Raw genomic sequence first — 25983 nt, 5'->3', positions numbered from 1 at the left:
TGATAAAAAGTGTGTATCTATAAAATAATTTAACATTTCTTTTAGCAAAAAAAAAGCCCCGCAGGAATTCCTGTGGAGCTTAAAAATTTAATTCAAAAATGAAAAACTACTGCTTAGAATATGTTTCGTAATCCCATTTAAGGTAAGTTTTACCACTCTCAGTTTTTATGACAGCAGTTCCTGTTTCGCCATCATCATAAAAAATTACAATTTCACCATCTTTTGTTGTGTCGCCCGAATACTTTCCTGTTTCTGAAAAACCTCCTTCTTCATCAGAACCTTCAAGTTTTGCGGTACCATTATCATAGAAAGTCAGCACTGCTTTGTAGCCTTCCTCTGATATAGCCCAAGTTGTTACAACGCTTGGATCGTCGTCGTCATCTTTGCAGCCTACAAATGCAAGCGCAAGAACCATAGCTGCCAATACAGCTGAAATTTTAGCAAACTTTCTCATAAGTTCACTCCTTAAAAAATAGATTACGCTGAAAAAATTCAGCAGCCTCTATTGTACCCCCCCCCGGGATTTATCAAGTACTTTTATAAATTTTTGTTAATTTTTTTTCATTTAGCCCATTTTTCCATCCCCTCCCCGCTTTATAGACTGAAAAAAAACGATGTAGTATTATGAAAACATGGAAGCACCAAAAACGCCGGATTATGCGGTTCTGAGCAGCTGCAGAAAATACACATCATTCACTTTTAAGAACCACAGCATAAGATTCAGAACCTCAGCCGCGCTGAAAAAATACACAGAAGTCAAAAATGGGATTCAGGCTATCTGGTTGTAACCGCAGACTACAAAAAACTCGGTCTCACAGAAGAATACATCGACCTGATTCCAATTCTGAAAGATTTGCATTTTAATGAAAAAGAATTTCTAGCCCCGATAAAGGAAGTGAAAATTGAATACTGAAAAAATCAAGGAACTGGCAGACAACGCGGAAGTAATCATCTGCGGATACGCATTCTCAAAATGTGAAAACGGATTCTACAAAAAATAAAAAAGGAACAGAATATGAAATTCATCTCGTGGAACGTGAACGGACTTCGCGCCGTGATGGGAAAAAACTTTATGGAGGCGTTCGGCTCGCTCGACGCGGATTTTTTCTGCCTGCAGGAGACAAAGCTCCAGGCCGGGCAGATTCAGATGGAGCTCCCGGACTATCATCAGTTCTGGAACTACGCCGAAAAAAAAGGCTACTCAGGAACAGCGGTTTTCACAAAGCACGAGCCTATTTCCGCAAGCTACGGAATCGGAATCGCAGAGCACGACACGGAAGGCCGCGTAATCACACTTGAATACGAGAAATTTTTTCTTGTGACGGTCTACACGCCGAATTCACAGGACGAGCTTCGCCGCCTTGAATACAGAATGAAATGGGAGGACGACTTCCGCGCGTATCTAAAAACGCTCGCCCTTAAAAAAGGCGTGATTGTCTGCGGAGACATGAACGTCGCCCACGAGGAAATCGACATCAAGAATCCCAAGACGAACCGCCGAAACGCCGGATTCACGGACGAGGAGCGCGGAAAAATGACAGAGCTGCTTTCGTCAGGATTCACGGACAGCTTCCGCCACTTCTACCCCGACACCGCCGGAGTCTACAGCTGGTGGTCGTACAGATTCCACGCCCGCGAAAAGAACACAGGCTGGCGGATCGACTATTTCCTCGTTTCCGACAGCATAAAGGACAAGATGACCGGCGCGAAAATCCACACGGAAATTCTTGGAAGCGACCACTGCCCGGTCGAGCTGGATATGGAATTTTAATATTAATAAAGGAAAATATTATGAAAAAATTCAGTTTTATTTTTTTAGCGACATTTCTTGTTTCATGCACATCAACCCCAAATAATCTTGAGCAGTCCTTAAACCATTCTTTTAAGGACGGAATATATTACTATACTTATGAGCGCACAATGGAAAGCTACGACTTCATTTCGCCGGAAATAGAATACAGCATAAACATAGACAGAAAAGGATATGGACAAGCTGTATTCGTAAAGGAATCACAGTTCTTTGAGCCTGAACTAAATTTTATCATACAAGTAAATGACGACTTGACTCTATCAAGCCCAGGCAATCCTTCGCTAAATGGATATGCAGAAAAAGACGGAAGAATGCACTTCCGCATGCTAATTGAAGAAAACAGTACAACATATCTATTGACACAACATTGCGTTCTTCTTTGGCACGGAACAGGAGCGGAATCCCTATTCAGTTCCTATGATGGAAAATACAAGCTTAAAGACAAATCGGGAAGCGAAATAGAAATAGAAGTTGCAAAAGGTGTTTACAAAGGAGGGGGCACGGGAGTTATAAACGCCGACGGAACATTCTATAACGGATACAGCCAGACAATAAAAATTTCCATGGGACAAATGGTAAGTTCAAACACATCGATAGAATCTGAATCAAGAGGTGTTTTTTCACCTGGAGGAGGACTTGACCTGAAAACCTTAACGACAACAGGCAGTGGATACGGAAGCAGCCAAAATCAGAATATATTCTCCACTGTAAATTCTATTTCAGCTCATACAGAAACCGCACAGTCAGTGCTTTGGAAACCTGCAAAAACAGGATATGAAATATATTATCCAGATAAAAATATCCCCGAATGGTATGAGTTTGGAATAAAAAAAGACAATGATTATTATTATGCCTGCGGAACGAAACAAAAGGGCGACAAAGAAACTGCCGTTCAGCTTGCAAAAATTTACGCATTAAGCGAGCTCTCTTCAATTTCGTCTTTAGAAATTTCTTCAAAGACAATTGCTTCTGCACAGGCATCGCAGTCAGATGAAAAAAGTGAGCATATAAAAAATATTACGCAGCATACAGACACTGCAACAAACTCGCAACTTCCTTACGAAATAGTAAATGAGTTTTATGACACTTCAGCATGCAAAGCATATATAAAAGTCCGTGTTCCAAGAAATGCGATTGAAAACTGGTAAATGTTTTTGAAGAAAAAATAAAAAGCATTATATAACAAAAAAGCCGCCTTTGGAAAACCAAAAGCGGCCGTTTTTATACAGTCTTAAAAGTCAGCATTAGAGGCTTGCGTGGCAAGTGCGGGCAATAACATCGTCCTGCTGTTCCTTTGTAAGGTTGATAAAGCGAACTGCATAACCAGAAACACGAACTGTGAAGTTTGCATATTCTGGCTTATCAGGATGAGCCTGGCAGTCCTTGAGTTTTTCAACTCCAAACACGTTAACGTTCAAGTGGTGTGCTCCCTGATCAAAGTATCCATCCAAAACGTTTACAAGGTTAGAAATGCGCTCATTCTCATCGTGTCCAAGAGCATTCGGGTTGATTGTCTGTGTATTTGAAATTCCGTCCAAAGCATATTTGTAAGGAACTTTTGCAACAGAGTTCAAAGACTTGATAAGACCTTTTGTTTCAGCTCCGTAAGAAGGGTTAGCTCCAGGAGAGAATGGCTCGCCGGCTTTGCGTCCGTCTGGAAGTGCGCCTGTTGCCTTTCCGTATACAACGTTTGAAGTAATTGTAAGAATAGAAGTTGTAGGCTCAGCATTGCGGTATGTGTGGTTCTTTTCAATCTTTGACATGAAAGTTTTAAGAAGCCATGTTGCAATTTCGTCCGCGCGGTCATCATCCTGTCCGTAGCGTGGGAAGTCGCCTTCAATTTCAAAGTCCTTTGCAAGTCCGCTTTCATCACGGATTACTTTTACCTTTGCATACTTGATTGCAGAAAGTGAGTCAACTACGTGGCTGAATCCTGCGATTCCAGTTGCAAATGTTCTCTTAAGATTTGTGTCTTCAAGAGAAAGCTCGGCAGCCTCATAGTAGTACTTGTCGTGCATATAATGGATTGCGTTCAATGTATTTACATAAAGACTTGCAAGCCATTCAAGCATAGCATCATACTTGCGCATAACTTCATCATAATCAAGATAATCAGAAGTGATTGGAGCGAATTCCGGACCAACCTGAACTCCAGGTGTAAGACCTGCAGGCTCGTCTTTTCCGCCGTTGATTGCATAAAGAAGTGCTTTTGCAAGGTTTGCGCGCGCACCAAAGAACTGCATTTCTTTTCCTGTCTGAGTTGCAGAAACACAACAGCAGATTGAGTAGTCATCTCCCCAGATTGGGCGCATTACATCGTCGTTTTCATACTGAATTGAAGATGTGTCAATAGAAATCTTTGCGGCATAGCGGCGGAAGTTTTCTGGAAGTCTCTTTGAATAGAGAACTGTCATGTTTGGCTCCGGGCTTGGTCCCATGTTCTCCAATGTGTGGAGGAAGCGGTAGTCGTTCTTTGTAACCATGTCGCGTCCATCTTGACCGAGACCCGCAACTTCCAATGTAGCCCAAATCGGGTCGCCAGAGAAAAGCTGGTTGTAAGATTCAATACGTGCAAAGCGAACCATGCGGAACTTCATAACAATATGGTCAACAAGTTCCTGTGCTTTTTCTTCTGTAAGGATTCCTTTCTTCAAGTCGCGCTCAATGTAGCAGTCAAGGAATGTAGAAATGCGTCCTACAGACATTGCAGCACCGTTCTGTGTCTTGATTGCGGCAAGGTAGCCAAAATAAAGCCACTGGAAAGCTTCTTTTGCATTCTTTGCAGGATTTGAAATATCATATCCGTAAATCGCAGCCATTGCCTTGATTCCCTTGAGAGCCTTAATTTGCTCAGAAATTTCTTCACGGAGACGGATAACATCATCTGTCATTGTGCCGTTTCCGCAGTTAGCCTTGTCCTGCTCCTTGCACTGGATGAGATAATCAATACCGTAAAGAGCAACACGGCGGTAGTCTCCTACAATGCGTCCGCGACCATAAGTATCAGGCAAACCGGTAAGAATGTGAGCCTTGCGGGCTTTTCTGATTTCTGGAGTATAAACTTCAAATACAGCGTCTGAGTGAGTTTTATGATATTCTGTGAAAACTCTGTGGAGCTCAGGATTTGGCTTGTAACCGTACATTTCAAGACACTGCTCAGCCATTCTGATTCCGCCATAAGGCATAAACGCTCTCTTAAGAGGTTTGTCTGTCTGAAGACCTACAACCTGCTCAAGTTCTTTTCCTTCCGGGCAAATATATCCAGCCTGATGAGCTGTAAGGCTAGTAACAACGTCTGTATCCAAATCAAGAACGCCTGATCTTTCCTTTCCGTCAAGACCAACACATTTCTTATTATGCTCAGCTTTCTGTAACTTCTGGAGCTCATCGAACAACTTGCTTGTGGCAGCTGTAGGTCCAGCCAAGAATGACTCATCTCCGCTATACTGAGTATAGTTAGCCTGAATAAAATCGCGAACATTGACTTCGCTTGTCCACAAACCTTTTGGGTTAAAACCTTCCCATTCAGCTCTCATGTTCATTTCAAAACCTCTTTGCATTGAAAAATTCAACTATAATAACTGGAAGCATTATAGACCATTGCTTTTTTTTATGCAATTGCCAAAAATGACAGTCCAATTCCCGATTTAATAATTTGTAATTATTACAATTATGATTATAATACAATTATAAAAAATATCAAGTGATTTACAAAAAAAATATAAATTATTCTAAAAAATACCAACTTTCTTCTATATTATAAGGATAAATAAACAAAATTAGAAAAGTTTTAATAAAAAAAATATTGTCGATTTTTATAATTTTTAGTATCTTTATTTACAATAAAATAAAATTTTTAAGCTGTCTTTAGATTTTTCAAGACAGTCAATAAAAATAGGAGTTAGAATCATGGCTAAACAGTTAGTTTACAGCGAAGATGCACGCAAAAAAATGCTGAGCGGAGTTGAGCAGATTGCCCGCGCAGTAAAAGTAACATTAGGACCTTGCGGACGCTTGGTTATGCTTGACAAAAAATACGGCGCACCAACAATCACAAAAGACGGTGTTTCAGTTGCAAAAGAAATCGAGCTTAAAGATCCATTTGAAAACATGGGAGCACAGCTTGTACGCGAAGTTTCCTCAAAGACAAACGATGTAGCAGGAGACGGAACAACAACAGCAACAGTTCTTGCCTATGCAATTGTACGCGAAGGACTCAAGGCAGTTTCAGCAGGAATGACACCAATTGAAATCAAACGCGGAATCGACAAAGCGACAGCAATCGCAGTTGAAGAAGTAAAAAAGAACAGCCGCGCAGTAAAAGGCAACGAAGATATTACTCACGTAGCCACAATTTCTGCAAACAACGACCCTGAAATTGGTAAAATCCTTGCAGACGCAATTGAAAAAGTCGGAAAAGACGGCGTCATCACAGTTGAAGAATCCAAGAACATGGATACAACTGTAAAAACTGTAGAAGGAATGCAGTTCGACCGTGGATATATTTCTTCTTACTTTGTAAATGACCGCGAGCGCATGGAAGTAAACTACAACGACGCTTACGTCCTTATTTATGACGAAAAAATCAGCACAATGAAAGATCTTCTTCCTGTTCTTGAAAAAGTTGCCCAGACAGGAAAGCCTTTAATCATTATTTCTGAAGACCTTGACGGTGAAGCTCTTGCAACTTTGGTTGTAAACTCAATCCGCGGAACTCTCAAATGCTGCGCTGTAAAAGCTCCAGGATTCGGCGACAGAAGAAAGGAAATGCTTCAGGACATCGCAATCCTCACAGGCGGAAAAGTAATCACAAAAGACCTTGGACTTAAGCTTGAATCAACAGAACTTGCAGACCTTGGACAGGTTAAGTCTGTAAAAATCGACAAGGACAACACAACTTTGGTTGATGGAGCCGGAGACAAAAAGGCAATCGCTGACCGTGTTGCAGAAATCAAGAATCAGATTGAAAAGTCAACTTCTGACTACGACAAGGAAAAACTCAAGGAACGCCTTGCAAAACTTTCTGGCGGTGTAGCTGTAATCAACATCGGTGCAATCACAGAAACAGAAATGAAGGAAAAGAAATTCCGTGTTGAAGATACTCTCGCAGCAACAAGAGCGGCCTTGGAAGAAGGAATTGTTTCAGGCGGCGGACTTGCACTCATCGAAGCAAGCAAAGTTCTTGACGCGGAAAAAGAAAATCTTACTGGAGATGAAAAAGTTGGTTTCCAGATTATAAAGAGAGCCTTGGAAGAGCCTATTCGCCAGATTGCAGAAAACGCAGGTGTAGACGGAGCTGTAATTGCTGACAAGGCAAAGGCAGAAAAGAAAGGTGTTGGCTACAATGCCGCTACAGGCGAATGGGTAAACATGATGGAAGCTGGAATCATCGACCCGGCAAAAGTTACAAGATGCGCTCTCCAGAATGCTGCTTCTGTAGCTGGAATGCTGCTCACAACAGAATGTGCTATCACAGATATTCCTGAACCTCCAGCACCAGTTGCTCCACAGGCGAGCATGGATGGAATGGGCGGAATGTACTAATAGCAATTCCAAACTTTAAAGCTAGAAATGCGGCTGCGACCAATAAACGGTTGCGGCCGTTTTTTGTTTTAAATAAACCATATTTCGTGATAGAATATATCATTATAAATTACTCTTATTTTCTGGAGAATAGACTATGCAGACAACCACAAAGACACCTTGGGATTTTTTAAGCAAATACAAAGACAGCGACTTTTCAGGAGAATGGCCAACAGTTCCCGAAATGTTTTTTATAACAACAAAGCGATTTCCAGAAAGACCTTGCTTTACAGATTTTGAAGGCGAAGGCGGCTCAAAAAACACTCTTTCATATTCACAGGTAGAACAAAAAGTCAAGGAACTTGCTTCCTGGCTTACAGAAAAAGGAATTCAAAAAGGAGACAGAATCGCAGTAAGCGGAAAAAACTCTCCACAATGGGGACTTGTATTCCTCGCATCTCTTGCCGCCGGAGCTACAATCTGTCCTATAGATTACGCTCTCCATGAAGAGGAAATCAAAAATCTTTTGAACACAGCCAAGCCAAAATTCTTTTTTGTTGATGAAGAAAAGTTTCCAACCTTTGACGCACAAAATGCTGAATACAAAGTTTATTCGCTCAGCCCTAAGTTTCCAGAAAAATACGTTTACAGCTTAAAGCCCAATTCAATTGAACATGATTTCCGAAGCGCAAAAGAAGATGATCTTGCGGCAATTCTTTTTACAAGCGGAACAACAGGAAATCCAAAAGGCGTAATGCTCACCCACAAAAATCTTGTAAGCGATGCATATATCGCGCAGACCCGCATGGACATTTTTTCAACTGATGTTTTTTACGCGCTCCTTCCGATTCATCACGCTTACACAATGCAGGCGGTTTTCATAGAAAGCCTTTCCGTAGGAGCTGAAATCGTATTCGGAAAAAGCATGGCTGTTTCCCGGCTAATGAAAGAACTTCGCGAAGGACAAATCACAATGCTGCTTGGCGTTCCGCTTTTGTTCAATAAGCTGCTCGCAGGAATAATGAAAGGAATCAAGGCGAAAGGCCCGCTTGTAAACGGCGCAATCCATGCCATGATGTGGATTTCCTACATAATAAAAAAAGTTTTCAAAGTAAATCCCGGCAAGACACTTTTTAAAAGCGTGCTAAAACAAGCAAATATTCAGTCGCTAAGAATTGCAATCTGTGGCGGCGGACCTCTTGCTTCAAGCGTGTTCAAAATCTACAACGAAATGGGTATCGACTTTGTGCAAGGCTACGGACTTACAGAAACAAGCCCGATTATCGCATTGAACCCGATAAGCCGCTTTAAAATTGAAAGTGTCGGTCAGTATTTCTTTCCGTACATGGAAATGAAAATTCTTGAGCCTTCTGCGGATGGAATCGGAGAAGTAGCGGTAAAAGGTCCGATGGTTTTTAAAGGCTACTACAACATGGAAGAAGAAACCGCAAAAGTTTTTACTCCAGACGGATTCTTTAAAACCGGCGATCTTGGAAATCTAGACAGCGAAGGCTACCTTATTCTTGCAGGACGCGTAAAAAACATGATTGTTACAGAAGGTGGCAAAAACGTTTATCCGGAAGAAATTGAAAACGCATTCCAGCTTTTTACAGACATAGCACAAATCACAGTGCGCGGCTACATTGCAGACAAAGCAACAAAAAGCGAGCAAATCGAAGCCCTTGTCTATGCCAGCGACGACCTTTTTGCAAGACTGAATATAAACAGAGAAGCTTCTCCGCTAGACGAATCAGTAAAATCAGAAATTGAAAAAATAATCTCAAAAGTAAACAAGGAGCTTCAGCCTTACGCCCGCATCTCAAAAATCACAATGCTAGAACAGCCGCTCGAAATGACCACAACCCAAAAAGTAAAACGAGGAAAAATATCTAGCAATGAATAAAAGCATATTATATCATGCAGGCAAAGAAATTGTGCAGTTTCCAGAAATCCGAAAAAGTTTATACACAAAAGATTTTTCATGGGGATTTTATTGCACAAACAACTGGAAGCAAGCCGTTCGCTGGGCAAACAGAAACAATGAAAAGCCTGTAATAAATTTTTTTGATTATACTGCCGATGAATCTCTTTCAATTTTAAAATTCGATGAAATGAATGATGAATGGCTTGAATTCATTGCCCATTGCCGAAGCGGAAAAACTCACAATTACGATATTGTAGAAGGACCGATGGCAAACGACACAGTTTGGAATTACGTTAACGATTTTATAAAAGGCACAATTACAAAAAAACAGTTTTGGGTGCTTGCAGAATTCAAGCATCCTACGCACCAAATAAGCTTCCATACATTGTCGGCATTAAACTGCCTTAATTTCAAAAAAAGCGAGATTGTATATGACCGAAGAACAGAGGAATGATTTTTTTTATGTTTGTGCGCTGATTGAATTTATTGCCAGAAAAACAAAGAACCGCCGCGGAACTGTTGTCAATGCGCTTGGAAAAAAAGGTGTTCACAAGCAGCTCTATGCCGCACCTGTAAATCACTGCCTCTCGTTTGAGCAAGTAAGCGATGAAATAATCAGGGATTACAAAATTCCAGATGGCGACTTTGAAACTGTAAAAAACTGCAAGTACACGTTGCCCGGATTTCAGGACATAGGAAAACTTTACTGCATAATGATAGAAGACCTTGCCGCTCCAGGAACAGAAGAAGAAACTTTAATCAAGCTGTTCAATTCGTTTATAAGCGACCAAATTTCAAACTTCAACACAGACCTTTACTATCAAAACCCAAGTTATCTTGAAGAATCCTACAAGGCAGGAAGACTGCTGGAATAGAATATTATTTCCGTGAAAGTTTTTACAGAAAAAAAAACGTGCCGGATTTTGCATTTAAACGCATTTTCCAGCACGGCATTTATTTTTAGATTTTTATGAAAAAGCCAAATGAGATTATTTTTCTCCCTGATAATTTGGATCTTCATAAAAGGAATGAATCCAACTTGAAAGATCTCTTTCCCAGTCCATCATAATCATCATATATTTTTTCTGTGGCTTTAGCTTTAATAGGTGTATTAAAAAGCTCATACGCTCTTTTAAAATCTTCTTTCTTTAGAGCCTTTTCTGCATTATCATTCTTTTTCGCCATTTCCTGAAGATAAGGCTCATTTGGGATTTTGGCTGGTCTTTTTGATTTATAGTTCTTTATATTGCGTGGACCAGTGTCAACATTAGTATTAAAACCAGGCAAGTTAGGCATATCTTCTTTTCCAGTTGATTCAGTTGTCTGCTGTGAATTGTTCTTTCCGCCCACTCTTCTTTCAATTCCTTTTACAAGACCTTTCCATTTCTGAGCAAAACAAGCAGAGGCCGCAACCATAAGCAAAACCAATACGACCTTTGATTTTCTTGATAATTTCATATTTACTCCTTCTAATAAAGTGCGAATATTATACCACCAGCACAGTGAATTGGCAAAATAACACTAAACAGTTTATTTTAGAATATAAATTGCTTTTCCAGTAACATTCTGTGCAGAATCAGCAACAAAGACACGCTATATTTGATGTCATTATCCAGCTTGACTGGATAATCTTTTGAAGCAGATTTTAATATTCAGGATATAAAAGTGTTACAAATTATGATAAAAAATTAAGAAATGAAATTAATCAATAATTCTTGTATATATAAATTTTTTATTAGTTGACTTTATTTGAGTAACAAGTTTTTCATCTTCAAAAGAAATAAATAAGATTTCTTTGTAATCTTCTAAATCAGTTCCATCTGTGTAAAGCCATTCATTATTAGAATCCTTAAACTCCTCAAAAAACATAATCATTATGTTTTTCTTTTTTAATGCTCTACCACGAAACCCTTTCACTAAATTTGAATTCTTAAACTCAAGAGTAAAATCCCCATACTCACTGAATTCAAGAATTCTATTACTGTCTTCCCATTTCCCATATATAGAATTAAGCTTATTGCAAGAGAACAAAAAAACAGAAAATAAGAAAAACAGCAATATATATATTTTATTCATTTATTGTGTCTTGAACTACAGGAAGAGGAGACAACATATAATTTTGATTTTTCTTTGGACCATAAACCCACAGCAAAGAAGGCCACCAAAGCAATAAACCGCATACCAAGTTAACACCTTTGACTTCTTTATTTAATTCTGTATACAAATCTCTATATCCATCTTTTTTTATTACAACATCTGGATTTTCCCATACAGCATTGCTCAGTTTTATTTGAGCTGGAGTTGTTCCAATCTCTTCTCCATCCACATATACTGTTGCCCCATCAACATCTGTGTTAAAATTAACTCTTGTTGATGAAACACAAGATGAACACATAACAACTAATGTTAAGCCTGAAATAAAGCTTACAAAAAATTTCTTAAACTTCATTTTTTACTCCTTATCCAATAAAGTTAAAAACAGTGTACCCCCCCCCGACACTTTGTCAAGAACTGAAATAAATTTCAACTATCATTTACAGCACATCATCCAAGTTGTCAAAGCCATCAGCTGCATTTGCAAAACCGTATTCAATCCAAATGTATGCTTTGCTGGTAATATATGTCGCTTGCGTTTTTACTCCGACAGAAATTGTTGTCAATCCGCCGAATTTCTCAAAGTCGTCCTCACTAACAGACCAATGTGCCTCACAAATTCTTGAGCCTTCCGCAATTGTCAACATCCAGCTATCTTGTTTCAATTTATATGGAAGCACATCATCTGAAACAATCTCGTCAATTATCTCAAAGTTTCCGTATTTTCGTTCAAGAGGAGAAAGCAGTTTTGCAAATTCCTGTTTGACTTCCGTTCCGTAACTGTTTGCCTGAATCTCGCGACTTATTCCTTTTATATAATATAAACCTTCCGTTTCGCTAATCCAGACGACGTATCCTTCAAAAAGCGGATGCGATTTTACCGGCTGGATGTAGTATCTGTCGTCCGAAATATATTCCGGCTCGTTTCCGCCGCAGGCTTTAGTAACGTCTTCAATCGTCATTCCCATATCCAGCCCGAACGGTCCTGCAAAAACAGAAAGCGAATAAATAAACAGCAAAGTAAAAATTGAAATCAGTTTTTTCATAGTCAAAAACTCCTTGAAATATATGCTCTTTGAACAGCCTCGGTTGCTTTCCAGCCAAAATGACTGTCGTTATACCTTTTGGCTTCATCATCAAACATAACAGTATTGTTTTTTAGAATAATATTAAATACCACTCTAAGATTCGGTTTTAACACAAGCGGCAAAATAAATCCACACCTCATAAAGCTATTGTTTTCTTTGCAACCAAAAACACAATCTTCACAAAAATAGGTCGGAACATAACTACACAATTTTGGACAAATAACAATTCCGCCACGGTAAATTTTTAGCTTTAATCCGTAATTCAATAAAATTTCTTTTCTTTCTTGAATCAGGCGGCTGTTATCATCATAAATGATTTTCATATTGCATGGATTATTTAATGCGGCTCTCACATCTTCTTTTGACTCGAATGTTTTTCCTGATAAGTCTATTTCAATGCAAGAAATTCTGTGTTCTTTGATTTTATCAAGTTTTTCTTCATCAATTGCATGGCTTACAAGAATTTCCACCATGAAAGCTCTACCTTTTACAGTAGCAAAAACATCTGGAATTATATCGCCTAAAGATTTTTCAAGCTCGACTTTATCTGCTGAATAAAATTCAATTTTTCCGCTTCTTGGAATAGCCACACACCTTTCTTCTGCGATAATTTCTTTTGCAAGAATATGAAGCGCAGTCTGAGAGCATTGTATGCTGTCGTTTCCGGTTGCATGCGCAAAGTGATGGACTTTTATTTTGCCGTTGTTCTTTGCAACAAGCTCGCCGCCACATTCCTTGCAGAAACAGCCGCACTGTTTTCCGTTCGGAACTTCATCGATATATACATTTTTTCCGGCTTTATTCACAGCCATCAGGATATAGTTTTTGTTCATTATATTTTCCCCTCATCGTGCCAGATTCTCGCCATTCCGTGATAGAATGTCGGTATTTCCCATTTTTCGGTCTGCTCGATTTTTGTTTTGGCTATGAATTTCAGGAGTTTCAACGAAGCATCTTGTTTTACCTGCTTTTTTGATGCGTTGTCGGCTTCAAATGTTCCGTAGCCTTCGAGAATCGCCTTGCAGTTCCAGATTGGATTTCCGTTCTCATCGTGGTATTCGTTGAATTCGTAGCGCACTTCCATAATCACTTTTTTCTGGAATAGCTCGTGAAGCGTGCTTGCCGGATTTGTGTAGTCAAGATTCTGGAACTGCTGTTTTATTTCTTCCTGAATAAGAAAATGGTAGGCTTTCTGTTCCGCGTTAAGTTTTGCCTGGGCAATTCCGTCGCCAATTCCTGTGAATTTATTTTCTCCAACTTGGATTCCGTATTCATGCTTCCCGGTTTTAGGATTTTTTGATGTGCTTCCAAAGCCGCCAAATCCGATTCCCATATTGAAAAGATTGTCCGATTGCCAGTCTTCAGGATTGTCTGTCTGCCATGCGAAAGGACGATAGCAAGGCTCTCCGAATCCAAGCCGGTGAGATTTTTCCTTGACAAGCAAAGCAAGGTAGCCGTTCGTTGTTTCCATATCCAGCATTGTCCGGCAGACTTTTTCAAGTTTTTCATAGTTCCAGTCGCAGTCAGCGGCAACCGCCCCGATTATCGCCTCGAACAAATCTTCGTTTACGGACTTGCTTTTGTACACTTCATTTTTTTCATCGCTTTTTCCAAGATATAGAAACTTTGAAAACCCGATATTGTACATGCAGCGCGCAAGACTTTCCTTACTCACTAGAATCGATTTCAGTTTTGTAAGCTCGCCCTCGTTTTTTTCCGATACAAGCTCATTGTTGAGAATTCTTGAAAATCTTTTGTACATCATCTTCGTAACAAAAAAATCAAGAATTTCGTCTCCGTAGAATTCAAGAACCTCGTTGTTCTGAAGTTCCGGATGCTCCTCCGAATAAGACTTGCGCGTGAATGCCTGCTCAAGCAGCTGCAAATTTTTAAACTGATAGTTGATGCTGCTCTGGACAAAGCCGATGTCCTGTCTGTTCATAAAATGCTCCTAAAAAAGAATTTGGGCACAATAATCCTGTCTGCATGAGAAAATAAAAATGTTTGAATAATTAGGATTTAAGAAAACTGGAAATAAGAGAACTAAGAAGAATCTGTTTGCTACGCTTAACTTGCATCAAGACATGACAACCAAACTGATTTTAGAACAAGTATTTTCTGTTTTGCTTGTGCCTATGATTTGTATTCTATGCGAAAATCGGGGATTGTCAAGGAGAAAATGTACAAAAACAAAAAACTGTTTCTTAAAAATTCTTGTCTTTTGTTTTTGTACAAGCTCTTCTTCCTTATCTCAAACCAAAATAACAGAACGCGGCTACCCATAAGCTTATTTTTTCCAGCTGTTCTGAATCTGTAATTTCCTCTGATATTATTTTGCCATCTGTAGAGCGGAATTCAACATTAACTTTTTTTGCAAAACAAAAATCTTCAATTGCCATGTCATCCCATAGTCTATATGAATAAGTATTGTCCTCACTGTTGTAGGAAACACCTTTTTCAACAATTGTTTCTTCGCCATTTTCTTTGGTAATGCCCAGTCTGAAAAATCCTGCGTTTTCATCGCCTGATTTGCGGTTTTTTATTATCAAGTAAAAATATCCCTCATTTCCTTTTAGAAAAAAGGTTTCTGAACCGGACAAGTCAAAAGCCGCAAGCTCCGGATAATGAAAATGAAAAAAATCAGCCGCAGAAAATGAGAGCATGGTTTCATCCTGAAAGTAAAAATCAATTTTATCCAACCGGTATTCATTCTCTCCTAAAAATGAGTCTGTCAGACTGACCTCAGAACAACCGCCAGGAATCAAATCGAGCTTGACAAGCAGACTTGTATAATCAGGATTTCCTGTGCTGAAAAAAAATATTTCCGCCTGCGTGATTTTTTTTTGCAGAAATATTGGCGAATTCCAAATACGGAGAAGAATACTTGTCTTTTTTTAAACAATAATTTGATGGATAAACTAGTGCAGGAACGGTAACCCCGGAATATTCCTGCCAGGCATAATTCATGGCTTTGCCTATAAAATCAGGACAATTCAACATAAAATGATAGCTGTTGGAAACATAATATTTTTCAGCAGTTGTTGATGCTTCTAAATCACCAGATGAAACTTTAGCTTTATTTTTACTGCGGGCTATAGTGCAGGAACTCAATGATAAAAATAAAAGTAACAGCAAAATGAATTTTTTCATAGAGTCAGAATAAAATACGGACTTTTTAAAATCAATGGAAAGCAACTTCAACAACGTAAAAATAAACGGATTGCAGTTGTAATATCAAGTCCCAATGAACTAAAAAGATTTTCAGCTGCAAGTTTTGTTTCTGAGTCAACTCTGGTTTGAAGAACTGTCATTGCCATATAACAATCTCCAGAATATTTTTGTACTACAAATGTAATACAAAAATATATAAAATTGCAATTAATATGTTTTCAAATATCTCACCTCAAAAAAATGTTGGCTATAATTTTTAATGTTGACTATAAAGCAGAGCAATGTTATTGTTTTACTTACAAACTGTCATTGCCAGAACTGCTCCGTTGTGTTTCTAAAAAACTCATTTGGCAAAATATTACTTTAGATTTTCGGGTCAAGAGCAAAGATGACATTTCATTATATCGCAGGAGGAAACTATGTGTAGAACTTCAATTTATGACGCGCGGAACAATCTTTCAAATTTCGTAAAGATTGCGGAAAGCGGTGAACCTGTTGAGCTTACAAGGTACGACAAGCCGGTTGCGGTGATTATCAGCTACGAGGAATATAAACACAAAGATGAAAAACCGTCTTTAATTGCCCGGATTAACAAACTGAAGGAAAAGTATGCGGATGTTCTAAGCGATGAAGGAATTCCTCTCGGACCAAAAGTTTATGCTGACCCGAACAGAGTAATTTTCGAGGAATAATTAAGTACTGAAGATTTGTTCACACACAAATATAATAAGAATCACTTACGGAGGAAAAATGAAAAAAATATATCTTCTTGATACAAATATCATATCCGAGTTCTCAAAGGAACATCCGAACCAAAACGTGATTGCTTTATATGAGGCAAGAAAAAATTTCTGCGCAATTTCCGCCATTACCTGGCAGGAACTTATCTATGGACTTGAAAGAATGCCCGACGGAAAACGCAAAACTTATATTGAAGAATGTCTTGTTGAATACAAAGAAGAATTTGAGATAATTCCCTACGACGATTTTGCAGCAGGAATATGCGGTCAGCTTTCAGGAAAATGCTCAAAAGAAGGAAGATCTCTTCCATACTGCGACACACAGATTGCCGCAACCGCAATTGCAAACGGAATGGTTCTTGTAACACACAATACAACAGATTTTGCTGAAGCCGCAGAACGCTCTTTTTTACGTATGGAAGACTGGTTTTCTGTTGAATAATTCAAAACTGAAGGAATACTTCCTAAGAGCCGTAGCGATACTTCCTAAGACCCTGAGTAATACTCTCTAAGGCTCTTAGGAATACTTACTTCAGGCCTTAGGAATACTCACTTAGGGCTTTAGGAATACTCACTTAGCCTCTTAGGAAGTATTCCTTCAGTTAAGCGTTGAATTTTGGTAAAAACAGCCGTTTAAGAATTATTATCCAGTTCAATTTTTTCTGTCATTATCAGGTTTGAATTGTTTTGTCGGGGCTGTCCTAGAAGTTATTAACAGACTTCAAAAAAGGCGGCTTTTTTATGAAAATGAGCCTGAACTGAATGTTTCCGCGCTTCAAAATTATGACTTTTTGCAGATAATGCAAGGCGTAAAAATTCTTTGCGTGGAAGACAATCTTTCACTTTTGGAAAATATTCAAAATATGTTCAAGCCTTACTGCACGTTTTTTGCCGCTTGCAATGGAAAGGATGCTCTTGAAAAAATAAAGGAAGAAATTCCCGATTTGATAATTTCGGATATGGTTATGCCAGTTATGGATGGAAAGGCTTTTTTTGAAATTTGCCGCAGGGACGAAAAGCTAAAAACAATTCCATTTTTGTTTTTAACGGGCGTGCAGGATTCCAAACTTCGGAGAGTTTCAATCAAGGAAGGAGCGGTGGATTATATTTTCAAGCCTTTTTCGCAAACGGAACTGCTTTTAAAAGTCTATTCGATTTTGTCATTAAAAGTAAATGTGAAAAAAGATTTTGCAAGGACAATCACGGATTTTATAAACAAGACGGCGGAAATTTCTTCTGGAAGCAAATTGAATTCAGACTTGCCGTTTGCTTCTGCCGCTGATTCAAAAGAAAACAGAATTTGTGCCTATAAAAAATTCGGCTTGTCGTCAAGGGAAATTGAAATTGCCGAGCTTTTGCTAAAGAATCAGACTAACAAGCAGATTGCAAAGGAGCTTTTTATTGCCACTAGCACGGTTGCAACTCATATTCAGCATATATATGAAAAATTCGGCGTAAAAAGCAGAAGCGAATGGATTCAGTCTGTTATGAGTTTGTAGCTGAATTTATTTTAAATGAAGGATGCGCTGATTTCTTGAGCCGCGGAATTGCAGAGAAATGTCTTTGAGTTCTTCTATAAAAGGTCCGTCCACAAGAACATCGATGCGGCTTAAAAATTGCTCTGTAAAGGCGCAGTGTTTTTTTCCGTCGGAAGGAAGAATGTCCTTGTCGTAAACGTAGCCTGTGTAGCACCAGATTGTTTTCTTGGGAAACATTTTTTTTACTTTTGATAAAAACGGCGCAAGAACTTCCTGGTTTTCAGGTTCGAAAGGCTCTCCTCCAAGAACTGTAAGTCCCGAAATAAATTCCTTTGAAAGAGCTTCGGTTATTTCGTTTTCTGTTTCTTCTGTAAAAAGTTTTCCGTACTGAAAATCCCAAGTGCATTTGTTAAAGCAGCCCGGACAATGAACTCTGCATCCTGAAACAAAGATGGAAACTCTAACACCTTCTCCGTTTGAAATGTCGAATTTTTTAATTTCTCCGTAGTACATTTACAAATGCAGCACACGCTCTTTTATTTCCTGTGTGCGTCCCTGATTCCAGTATTGTGTTCCGATGTAACCGCAGGTTCTTCTTGCAACGTTCATTGTGGCCTGATCGTGATTTTTGCAGTTTGGACATTCCCAGATTAATTTTCCGTCGCCGTCTGTTGCAATTTGAATTTCGCCTGTGTAGCCGCATTTCTGGCAGAAGTCGCTTTTTGTGTTCAGCTCGGCATACATTATGTTGTTGTAAATGTGCTTTAAGAGAGCCATTACAGCCGGAATGTTGTTTTCCATGTTCGGAACTTCAACATAGCTTACAGCTCCGCCCGGCGAAAGTCTTTGGAATTCAGATTCAAACGAAAGCTTTGTAAATGCGTCGATTTTTTCTGTTACATTTACGTGGTAGCTGTTTGTGATGTAGTTTTTGTCTGTAACGCCTTCAATTATTCCGAATCTTTTTTTGAGGCACTTTGCAAATTTGTAAGTTGTGCTTTCAAGTGGAGTTCCATAGACGGAATAGTCAATATGCTCGGCTTCCTTCCATTTTTTGCAGGCTTCGTTTAAGGCTTTCATTACATTGAGCGCAAAAGGCTTTGCATCTGGATCTGTGTGTGATTTTCCAGTCATGTAGCGAACGCATTCACAAAGTCCAGCATATCCAAGGGAAATTGTTGAATATCCGTTGTACAAAAGTTTGTCGATAACTTCGCCTTTCTTTAATCTTGCCAAAGCTCCGTTTTGCCATAGAATTGGTGCGGCATCAGATTTTGTTCCAAGAAGGCGTTCGTGGCGGATTCTAAGCGCTCTGTGGCAAAGTTCAAGGCGTTCCTGAAGAAGCTGATTGAATTTCATCATATCTCCGCCAGAAGAGCAGGCTACATCAACAAGGTTCAGCGTTACAACTCCCTGATTGAATCTTCCGTAGTATTTTGGCTTTCCAGTCAAGTCCAGGTAAGGCGTTAAAAATGAACGGCAGCCCATGCAAGGATAGCAGTTTCCGTTTCCTTTTGCGTCGATTTTTAGCTCCAGCATTTTCTTTTCGCTTATGTAGTCTGGAACCATTCTGCGCGCGGTGCATTTTGCGGCAAGTTCAGAAAGATAATAGTATGGCGAGCCTTGTTCCACGTTGTCATTTTCAAGAACATAAATAAGTTTTGGGAACGCAGGAGTAATCCAGGCGCCTTTTTCGTTTTTTACTCCCTGATAACGCTGCTTGAGAACTTCTTCTATAATAAGCGCAAGGTCGGCTTTTTCCTGCTCGTTTTTCGCTTCGTTCAAGTACATGAAAACCGTTACAAAAGGAGCCTGGCCGTTTGTTGTCATAAGGGTTATAACTTGATACTGAATTGTCTGGACTCCGCGCTTGATTTCGTCCTTTACACGCTGTTCAACCATATAATCAAACTGCTCTGAAGAAACCTGAAGTCCTGTGGCTTTTATGAGTTCTGTTGTTTCCGCCATGATTTTTTTGCGGCTTACGTCTACAAACGGAGCAAGATGAGTGAGCGTAATGCTTTGTCCGCCGTACTGACAGCTGGCGACTTGCGCTATAATCTGTGTGGCTATATTGCAGGCTGTTGAAAAAGAATGCGGACGGTCGATTTTTGTTCCGCTGATTACAGTTCCGTTTTGTAACATATCCTCAAGGTTTACAAGGTCGCAGTTGTGCATGTGCTGTGCAAAATAGTCCGCATCATGAAAATGTATGATTCCTTCGTCATGGGCTTTGCAAATATCCGGATCCAAAAGAAAACGGCGTGTAATGTCCTTGCTGACTTCTCCAGCCATATAGTCGCGCTGGACAGAAACTACAGTCGGATTTTTATTTGAATTTTCCTGCTTGACTTCTTCGTTGTTTTCTTCAAGGAGGCTCATTATTTGCTGGTCGGTTGTATTTTCTTTGCGCAAAAGCTGATGGCGGTAGCGGTAGGTTATGTAAAGCTTGGCAACTTCGTAAGCACCATTTTGCATAATTCCGTTTTCAACGAGGTCTTGAATGTCTTCAACATTAAGCGCATGTCCTGAATTATGGCATTCGATTTCAATATCATCAACAATGGATTCAATCTGGCTTTCTTTAAGGCGATGTGATTCTCTTACCTGCACGTTTGCCTTTCTTATTGCCGTTGAAATTTTATTGCGGTCGTAAATAGCTTCCGCACCACTTCTTTTGATGATTTTCATGCTTTTCCCTCTTTTTTTTTAGCACCCTTGTCTATATATGGTGTTACAACTGCCTTTAGTATACTAGCAGTAGTGTTTTCAGTCAATAAAAAGAGCTTTTTGTATAAATTTAAGAATTCTATAAACAGGCGGTTTATGCGTGATTCTTGGGGGCAGATTTTTTTTGATTTTTTTAACTGCGGAATTAAGGGAAAATCTTTAAAAATAAGGGTACAAAAACGAAAATAATTCCAAAAATTCCGCATAATCAGTTGAATTATCATACTTTTATAGTATTAAGGCGTTTTTAGAGCCTATTCTATAAAAAAACAGCGCACTTTATGGTTTTCTGAAAGCTGCTTTAAAGGCGGAATTTCAGAACGGCATTTTTCTTGCGCTCTTGGGCATCTGTGGGCAAACGGGCAGCCAGAAAGGTTTTCCAGCAATGTTTTCATTTCGCCTGTTTTTTCAACTTGAAATTTTCCGCCTGCTCCGGCAAAAAGTGTCTGCGTGTACGGATGCAAGGCTTCCTTGTAAAGGTCTTTTGCCTCGGCTTCTTCTACAATCATTCCGCGGTACATTACACCGATTGTGTCGCAAAAATAGCAGGAAACTTTTAAATCGTGGGCAATAAACAAAAATGAAAGTCCGCGTTTTTTCCTTAAATCCTGCAAAAGATTCAGAATTTGCGCCTGAACAGAAACATCCAGTGCGCTTACAACTTCATCGCAAATCAGAAGTTCCGGCTCAAGAATCAGCCCGCGTGCAATTGAAATGCGCTGCCTTTGTCCGCCTGAAAATTCCTGCGGTCGTCTGTCCAAATCCGCTTTGTCTAGCCCGATTTCTTCAAGCAACTCGGTGGCTTTTTCACGTGCCTGCTCTTTTCCCTGCCAATGCGATGAATATTTTAAAGGCGATGATAAAATGCTTGCAATTGTCATGCGTGGATTCATTGAGCGTGAAGGGTCTTGAAAAATGTATTTTACTTTTTCCCTATATGCGGAAAGAGCTTTTTTGTCCAGATTTGCGACTTCAATAGGTTCTGTTTTTTCCTGCGGATTGAAATATATTTTTCCAGAATCGGCATTGTACATTCTTACTAAAAGCCGGGCTGTTGTTGTTTTTCCACAGCCGCTTTCGCCTACAAGTCCGTAGGTTTTTCCGCGCTCGATTTCAAATGAAACTCCGTTTACCGCATAGACTTGCTTGTTTTTTTTTGCAAAGAATCCTGCGTCAAGCCCAAAGTGTTTCTGCAAGTTTTCAGTATATAATATTATATCTTTTTTCATATAAAAGCAGTCCTTTTTATATCATTTTGTAGCATCTGAAGTTTTCTTTTTCGCATTCATCTTTTTTAAAGCCGCATCTTGGAGCAAACGGACATCCGGGTACAGGTGAAGCCGGATCTGTAACTCTTCCCGGAATAGAAGAAAGTTCTTGTTCTGTGTAGTGGCTTCCGAATTTTGGCGTGGAAGCTAAAAGCGCCTTTGTATATGGATGCCGCGGATTTTTTATGATTTGGGCGGAAGTTCCTTTTTCCATGATTAGCCCGCCGTACATTACGATTATATTGTCGCAAAGTAAAGCTACAAGGTCAATGTTGTGGCTTATAAAAATTATTGAAAGTCCGCGCTTGTTTCTTAAGTCTGCCAAAAGTTCCACAATTTGCGCCTGAATTGTAACATCGAGCGCAGTTGTAGGCTCGTCCGCAATAAGAAGGTCGCAGCCTTGAGCCAAAGAAAGCGCAATGCTGATTCTTTGAAGCTGTCCTCCTGAAAACTGGTGCGGAAAATTCTTTAGGCGTTTTTCTGCGTCTGGAAGTCCGACTTCATTTAAAAGCTCCACAGCGCGTTTTTTGCATTCTTCTTTTGAAAGTTCTGGCTCTGAATTTTTTAAAGTTTCCGCAAAAACATTTCCTATGCTTTGGAGCGGATCAAACGAGCGTCCGGGTTCTTGAAAGATACAGCCGATTTTTCTTCCGCGCAATTCCCTGAACTGATCTTGCGAAAGTGAAGTAAGCTCGATGCCTTTAAAGAAAATTCTGCCTTCAACAAAAGCGTTTCCCGGCAAAAGTCCTGAAATCGCCGTTGTGGAAACTGATTTTCCTGAGCCGCTTTCTCCGACAATTCCAAGAATTTCTCCGCGCTTCATTGAAAAAGTTACGCCGCGTACAGCCTGAATCTGAATATTTTTGTTTCCTGTTGTAATATCAAAAGTTACAAAAAGATTTTGCACGGTTAAAAATGAACGCTGAAGTTCCGCCATTGAAAATTCGCATTGAGCAGGATGCGTCTTGATTTTCTTTTCAAGCCGCCTTTTTTTCCAAGTTGGAAAGACTGAATGAAACGGATCATAAAAATCGCGCAAACTGTCGCCCAAAAAGTTGAATGCAAGCGTTACGGCAAGCAATATCCAAACAGGAGTTAAGAGCCACGGGAAATTTTTGAGATTGTTCAACGTGGAAATGTCGCGGTTTATAAGCGAGCCCCAGCTTACCGCAGGATCATTTATTCCAAGCCCAAGATACGAAAGTGTTGTTTCGCTCATAATAAAGCCCGGAATCGAAAGCGTTGTGCTTACAATAAGAAGGCTTGCAATCTGCGGAATTATATATTTGAAAATTATTACAAGCGATGGAGTTCCTTCAAGGACTGCGTTCTGAATAAATTCTTCGCGTTTAATTGAATGGATCATTCCGCGTAAAGTCCGCGCGCTTCCCGGCCAACCTACAAGAGAAAGAATTACAGTGATGACCATGTAGGAAGTTCCAGAATCCATGTTTGTGTTTAAAAGCGAGCGTAAAAAAAGAATCAGGTAAAGGCTAGGAATGAGCATAAAAAATTCGCTGAACCGCATTATGAACCAGTCAGTTGAGCCGCCGTAAAATCCTGCGAGTCCGCCGAAAATTATTGCAAGAACTAATGAAACTGCGCTTGCAATAAATCCAATCGTAAGTGAAATTCTGCTTCCGTATACGATTCTTGAAAAAAGGTCTCGTCCTAAATTGTCTGCTCCGATTAAGAATACCGGATATTGGTTTCCATTTGAATCAGGCTCTGTTCCAAAAAGATGAAGGTCGCACGGAATAATTCCAAGGACTTTGTATTTATGTCCATGCACAAAAAATTTTAGGTTGTGCCGCAAATCCTTTACCTTTGCGTAATGCCAAGTTGTGCTTTCCAGAACTCTGAATTCACGGACTTTTAAACCTTTGGAAGTCAGCTCAATATTTGCAGGATGAAAAGTATCTTCCGAAAAAGATGCAGTTGCTGAATACGGAGCAAAAAATTCAGCAAAAATCATGACAATGTAAATCATGGCAATCACGATTAAAGAGGCAAGCGCAACTGGTCGTCCTGTAATATATTTAAAAAGCTGCTTCATTTTGTTTTATTTTCCAATGGCAAATTTGCTTAGCGGAATTTCTTTTGAGCAAGACAAAGGCAAAGTTACTGATTTTAACTGCGGAAATGAAATGCCGCTTTTAAGCGCGAATGTCGGATTTGTTCCGGACTTGTTTATAATCTGAGTAATAAATTTTCCGGCTGTAATTGTGTTGATTGTGGCTGTGAGCGGGATTGTTCCATCTGCGGAATTTATTTCGTTTTGGGCAACGTCAAGCTCTGTAAGTTCTTTTCCGCCTGAACTGATTTTGCATGAATTTAAAATGTACTTCCAGTCTGCGCCGCCTTCATTTTTTACATTCAAGTTGAAATTTATTTTTACGTCCATGTTCACGTTGTCGAGCAAATTTTCTGCAATCGGTTTTCCTGAAGCCAGTGAAGTTGCCGCGCTTGCTGCTTTTACCGCCGAAATTCCGCTTTTTGTAAAAGATGAAATAATTTCTTTTGCAGTCGGCAGAACAACTTTTGGACTTGAAAATGAAAAGCTTGGCTTGAATACAGGAACGTCAAAGTCTTTTGAAAACGGCAATGTTATTGAAGAAATCAGCGGAATGTTGTCGATTGTCGCATTTCCCGCTATCTTGAATGGAAGTGTTTTTTCAGACTTGAAAGTTTTTGCAAAGTTCAAAATTGAATCGTAAGGAATTTTAAAGTTGAACGAATTTTCTTTTGTGGATTTTGCTGAAAGTGAAATTCCTTCGTCTGCGGTCAAAGTTGTAAAAGCTTCACCGTTGCAAGTTATGTCCGCCGCAAGTTTTGCAAGTGAAAGTGAAACCGGGTAAGGGTTTTTGATTGCATAGTCGCACTTTAAAGTTATTCCTTCCAAATCGAGCGAAACAAATGAAATTGAATTGAATGAAACCGACGGCTTTGGAATTTCCGTGGGAATCTTGTTCGTTGAGCAGGAAATCTGAACAAAAGCAAGCAGTGCGCTTGCTGCAATGGTAACTAAAAGTTTTTTCATAAAGCACTCCAAAAAATTATTTATATCTGATTCTAGGATCTACAATTGCAAGCGTGATGTCTGAAATAATCATTCCGGCAAGAACCAGCGCGGAAACAAACATGCTGTTTGCCAGAACAAGATTTACATCCTGCTGGGTTACAGCTTCGTACATCAGCCTGCCTATTCCCGGATACGAAAAAATTATTTCCAAGATCAAGCTTCCGCTGAAAAGGCTTGCAAGAAGATTTGCGCTGCCTGTTATATACGGATTGAGCGTGTTTTTAAAAGCATGGTTCAAGTAAATTCTGCGCTCGCAAATTCCGCGTGAACGAAGAGCCATTATGTAAGGAAGTCCCATCTGGTCTAGCATCGTTGAGCGGATCATTCTCATAGTTCCTCCAACTCCTCCAAGAAAAGAGGCAAGCAACGGAAGAAAAATATGATGAACATAGCTGAATGAAAATTTCATAGGATTTTCAGAGAATGGAAAATTCGGATAGCCTGTTACTGGAAAAAGTCCTGTTATAGATGCAAAAAGCTGCAAAAGAATCAAAAGCAAAATTCCCGGGAAAGCATGAAAAAAAAGCGCGAAAAAAGTTGCCGCCACGTCAGTTCTTGTTCCGGCTTTGCTAGAAAAATAAACTCCGAGCAAAAAAGAAAACGACGTGATAAAAACAAGCGAAATCAAATTCAAAACTATTGAATTTTTAAGCCGCGATAAAATCAAAAAGCTTACCGGTGTTCTGGAAATCAGACTGATTCCAAGATCGTGATTTACAAAAACTCTTTTTAGCCAGTCCATATATTGAGAATAAAACGGTTTGTCCAGTCCCAGTTCTTTTCTAAGCTGCTGGCCTTGGTCTGTTGTAAAGCTGTTGTCCTTTGAAATCTGCGATGATGAAACCGAAGTTGAATTCATGGAAGATGCGATTTGCTGCGTCATCATCTGGTCAACTATGTCTCCGGGAGCAAGTTCCATGAGCGCGAACATTGCAAGCCCCAAAATAAAAAGAAGAGCCGCCATTGTTGCAATTCTTCCAGTTATAAAAGATGCGAGGGGACTTTGCTTTTTTAAGTAGTTCCAAGGAAAAGAAATTGTTTCCCAAAGTTTTTTTAAAAATGCTTCCATATTTTT

General features: G+C 39.5%; 28 protein-coding genes and 1 pseudogene. 11 read left to right on the top strand and 18 right to left on the bottom strand.

Going from position 1 to position 25983, the window contains the following annotated elements; genetic code table 11:
• Positions 1–106: 106 nt before the first annotated feature.
• On the bottom strand, positions 107–454 hold the full coding sequence (locus TRESU_RS00850; RefSeq protein ID WP_013700441.1) for a hypothetical protein: 348 nt from the start codon (positions 452–454) through the stop codon (positions 107–109).
• Positions 455–632: 178 nt separating this feature from the next.
• Here TRESU_RS00850 and TRESU_RS15875 point away from each other — a divergent pair.
• The 4 genes and pseudogenes from TRESU_RS15875 (at position 633) to TRESU_RS00840 (ending at position 2958) form a co-directional block, all read left to right on the top strand.
• Positions 633–913, top strand: a pseudogene (locus TRESU_RS15875) (DUF7724 family protein).
• Positions 903–1001, top strand: coding sequence for a DUF7723 family protein (locus TRESU_RS15870; protein ID WP_423838478.1), 99 nt, complete (start codon positions 903–905; stop codon positions 999–1001). Before TRESU_RS15875 ends, TRESU_RS15870 begins: the two are co-directional and overlap by 11 nt.
• A gap of 14 nt (positions 1002–1015) precedes the next feature.
• A complete protein-coding gene (locus TRESU_RS00845; protein WP_013700440.1) occupies positions 1016–1771 on the top strand; it encodes an exodeoxyribonuclease III in 756 nt (251 codons plus the stop codon).
• Positions 1772–1791: 20 nt separating this feature from the next.
• Positions 1792–2958 (top strand): hypothetical protein, encoded by a 1167-nt coding sequence (locus TRESU_RS00840; protein ID WP_013700439.1) that lies wholly within the window; start codon positions 1792–1794, stop codon positions 2956–2958.
• A gap of 96 nt (positions 2959–3054) precedes the next feature.
• Here TRESU_RS00840 and pflB read toward each other — a convergent pair whose 3' ends face one another.
• Positions 3055–5352, bottom strand: coding sequence for a formate C-acetyltransferase (gene pflB, locus TRESU_RS00835; protein WP_013700438.1), 2298 nt, complete (start codon positions 5350–5352; stop codon positions 3055–3057).
• A gap of 367 nt (positions 5353–5719) precedes the next feature.
• Between pflB and groL the strand changes: the two genes are divergently transcribed.
• The 4 genes from groL (at position 5720) to TRESU_RS00815 (ending at position 10132) form a co-directional block, all read left to right on the top strand.
• Positions 5720–7354, top strand: a complete 1635-nt coding sequence (gene groL, locus TRESU_RS00830) for a chaperonin GroEL (protein ID WP_013700437.1) — start codon at positions 5720–5722, stop codon at positions 7352–7354.
• A gap of 136 nt (positions 7355–7490) precedes the next feature.
• Positions 7491–9236, top strand: a complete 1746-nt coding sequence (locus TRESU_RS00825; RefSeq protein ID WP_013700436.1) for an AMP-dependent synthetase/ligase — start codon at positions 7491–7493, stop codon at positions 9234–9236.
• Positions 9229–9711 carry a DUF3990 domain-containing protein gene (locus TRESU_RS00820; RefSeq protein WP_013700435.1) on the top strand — a complete coding sequence of 161 codons (483 nt, stop codon included), beginning with the start codon at positions 9229–9231 and terminating at the stop codon, positions 9709–9711. Before TRESU_RS00825 ends, TRESU_RS00820 begins: the two co-directional genes overlap by 8 nt.
• Positions 9689–10132: a hypothetical protein gene (locus tag TRESU_RS00815; RefSeq protein WP_013700434.1), complete on the top strand. Its 444-nt coding sequence runs from the start codon at positions 9689–9691 to the stop codon at positions 10130–10132. The genes TRESU_RS00820 and TRESU_RS00815 overlap by 23 nt, the downstream gene beginning before the upstream one ends.
• A gap of 142 nt (positions 10133–10274) precedes the next feature.
• Here the strand turns inward: TRESU_RS00815 and TRESU_RS00810 are convergent, their stop codons facing one another.
• From TRESU_RS00810 to TRESU_RS00770, 9 genes are all read right to left on the bottom strand, one after another.
• The gene (locus TRESU_RS00810) at positions 10275–10715 is read right to left on the bottom strand and encodes a hypothetical protein (protein ID WP_013700433.1); all 441 of its coding nucleotides are present in this window, start codon (positions 10713–10715) and stop codon (positions 10275–10277) included.
• 243 nt (positions 10716–10958) lie between these two features.
• Positions 10959–11333, bottom strand: a complete 375-nt coding sequence (locus tag TRESU_RS00805) for a hypothetical protein (protein WP_013700432.1) — start codon at positions 11331–11333, stop codon at positions 10959–10961.
• On the bottom strand, positions 11326–11706 hold the full coding sequence (locus TRESU_RS00800) for a PEGA domain-containing protein (protein ID WP_013700431.1): 381 nt from the start codon (positions 11704–11706) through the stop codon (positions 11326–11328). The genes TRESU_RS00805 and TRESU_RS00800 overlap by 8 nt, the downstream gene beginning before the upstream one ends.
• A gap of 85 nt (positions 11707–11791) precedes the next feature.
• Complete coding sequence (locus tag TRESU_RS00795) at positions 11792–12397, bottom strand: hypothetical protein (protein ID WP_013700430.1); 606 nt, start codon at positions 12395–12397, stop codon at positions 11792–11794.
• A 2-nt stretch (positions 12398–12399) separates the two neighbouring features.
• Positions 12400–13272, bottom strand: a complete 873-nt coding sequence (locus tag TRESU_RS00790) for a competence protein CoiA family protein (protein WP_013700429.1) — start codon at positions 13270–13272, stop codon at positions 12400–12402.
• The gene (locus TRESU_RS13960) at positions 13272–14381 is read right to left on the bottom strand and encodes a ribonuclease III domain-containing protein (protein ID WP_013700428.1); all 1110 of its coding nucleotides are present in this window, start codon (positions 14379–14381) and stop codon (positions 13272–13274) included. Before TRESU_RS13960 ends, TRESU_RS00790 begins: the two co-directional genes overlap by 1 nt.
• Before the next feature lie 304 nt (positions 14382–14685).
• Positions 14686–15102: a hypothetical protein gene (locus tag TRESU_RS00780; RefSeq protein WP_013700427.1), complete on the bottom strand. Its 417-nt coding sequence runs from the start codon at positions 15100–15102 to the stop codon at positions 14686–14688.
• Positions 15103–15232: 130 nt separating this feature from the next.
• Positions 15233–15589: a hypothetical protein gene (locus TRESU_RS00775; protein WP_013700426.1), complete on the bottom strand. Its 357-nt coding sequence runs from the start codon at positions 15587–15589 to the stop codon at positions 15233–15235.
• Between the two features lie 47 nt (positions 15590–15636).
• On the bottom strand, positions 15637–15756 hold the full coding sequence (locus TRESU_RS00770) for a type II toxin-antitoxin system RelB/DinJ family antitoxin (protein ID WP_013700425.1): 120 nt from the start codon (positions 15754–15756) through the stop codon (positions 15637–15639).
• Between the two features lie 273 nt (positions 15757–16029).
• Between TRESU_RS00770 and TRESU_RS00765 the strand changes: the two genes are divergently transcribed.
• The 3 genes from TRESU_RS00765 to TRESU_RS13955 all read left to right on the top strand — a co-directional run bounded on the left by TRESU_RS00765 (position 16030) and on the right by TRESU_RS13955 (position 17849).
• Positions 16030–16302, top strand: coding sequence for a type II toxin-antitoxin system Phd/YefM family antitoxin (locus tag TRESU_RS00765; RefSeq protein WP_013700424.1), 273 nt, complete (start codon positions 16030–16032; stop codon positions 16300–16302).
• 58 nt (positions 16303–16360) lie between these two features.
• A complete protein-coding gene (locus TRESU_RS00760) occupies positions 16361–16792 on the top strand; it encodes a type II toxin-antitoxin system VapC family toxin (protein ID WP_013700423.1) in 432 nt (143 codons plus the stop codon).
• Positions 16793–17027: 235 nt separating this feature from the next.
• Positions 17028–17849 carry a response regulator transcription factor gene (locus TRESU_RS13955; protein ID WP_052299471.1) on the top strand — a complete coding sequence of 274 codons (822 nt, stop codon included), beginning with the start codon at positions 17028–17030 and terminating at the stop codon, positions 17847–17849.
• 6 nt (positions 17850–17855) lie between these two features.
• On the opposite strand, the gene nrdG is transcribed toward TRESU_RS13955, so the two are convergent.
• The 7 genes from nrdG to TRESU_RS00720 are packed head-to-tail and all read right to left on the bottom strand — an operon-like array spanning position 17856 to position 25977.
• Complete coding sequence (gene nrdG / locus TRESU_RS00750) at positions 17856–18341, bottom strand: anaerobic ribonucleoside-triphosphate reductase activating protein (RefSeq protein ID WP_013700421.1); 486 nt, start codon at positions 18339–18341, stop codon at positions 17856–17858.
• Complete coding sequence (gene nrdD, locus TRESU_RS00745; RefSeq protein WP_013700420.1) at positions 18342–20519, bottom strand: anaerobic ribonucleoside-triphosphate reductase; 2178 nt, start codon at positions 20517–20519, stop codon at positions 18342–18344.
• On the bottom strand, positions 20516–20782 hold the full coding sequence (locus TRESU_RS00740; protein WP_041611852.1) for a hypothetical protein: 267 nt from the start codon (positions 20780–20782) through the stop codon (positions 20516–20518). The genes nrdD and TRESU_RS00740 overlap by 4 nt, the downstream gene beginning before the upstream one ends.
• A 30-nt stretch (positions 20783–20812) precedes the next feature.
• On the bottom strand, positions 20813–21787 hold the full coding sequence (locus tag TRESU_RS00735; protein WP_013700418.1) for an oligopeptide/dipeptide ABC transporter ATP-binding protein: 975 nt from the start codon (positions 21785–21787) through the stop codon (positions 20813–20815).
• Positions 21788–21803: 16 nt separating this feature from the next.
• Positions 21804–23882: a dipeptide/oligopeptide/nickel ABC transporter permease/ATP-binding protein gene (locus TRESU_RS00730; protein WP_013700417.1), complete on the bottom strand. Its 2079-nt coding sequence runs from the start codon at positions 23880–23882 to the stop codon at positions 21804–21806.
• Between the two features lie 6 nt (positions 23883–23888).
• Positions 23889–24866 carry an LEA/WHy family protein gene (locus TRESU_RS00725; protein ID WP_013700416.1) on the bottom strand — a complete coding sequence of 326 codons (978 nt, stop codon included), beginning with the start codon at positions 24864–24866 and terminating at the stop codon, positions 23889–23891.
• 16 nt (positions 24867–24882) lie between these two features.
• Positions 24883–25977: an ABC transporter permease gene (locus TRESU_RS00720; protein ID WP_013700415.1), complete on the bottom strand. Its 1095-nt coding sequence runs from the start codon at positions 25975–25977 to the stop codon at positions 24883–24885.
• Positions 25978–25983 lie beyond the last annotated feature (6 nt).

This window comes from Treponema succinifaciens DSM 2489 (genome assembly GCF_000195275.1).
Lineage (GTDB): Bacteria > Spirochaetota > Spirochaetia > Treponematales > Treponemataceae > Treponema_D > Treponema_D succinifaciens.
This window is presented reverse-complemented; position numbering and strand designations above follow the sequence as displayed.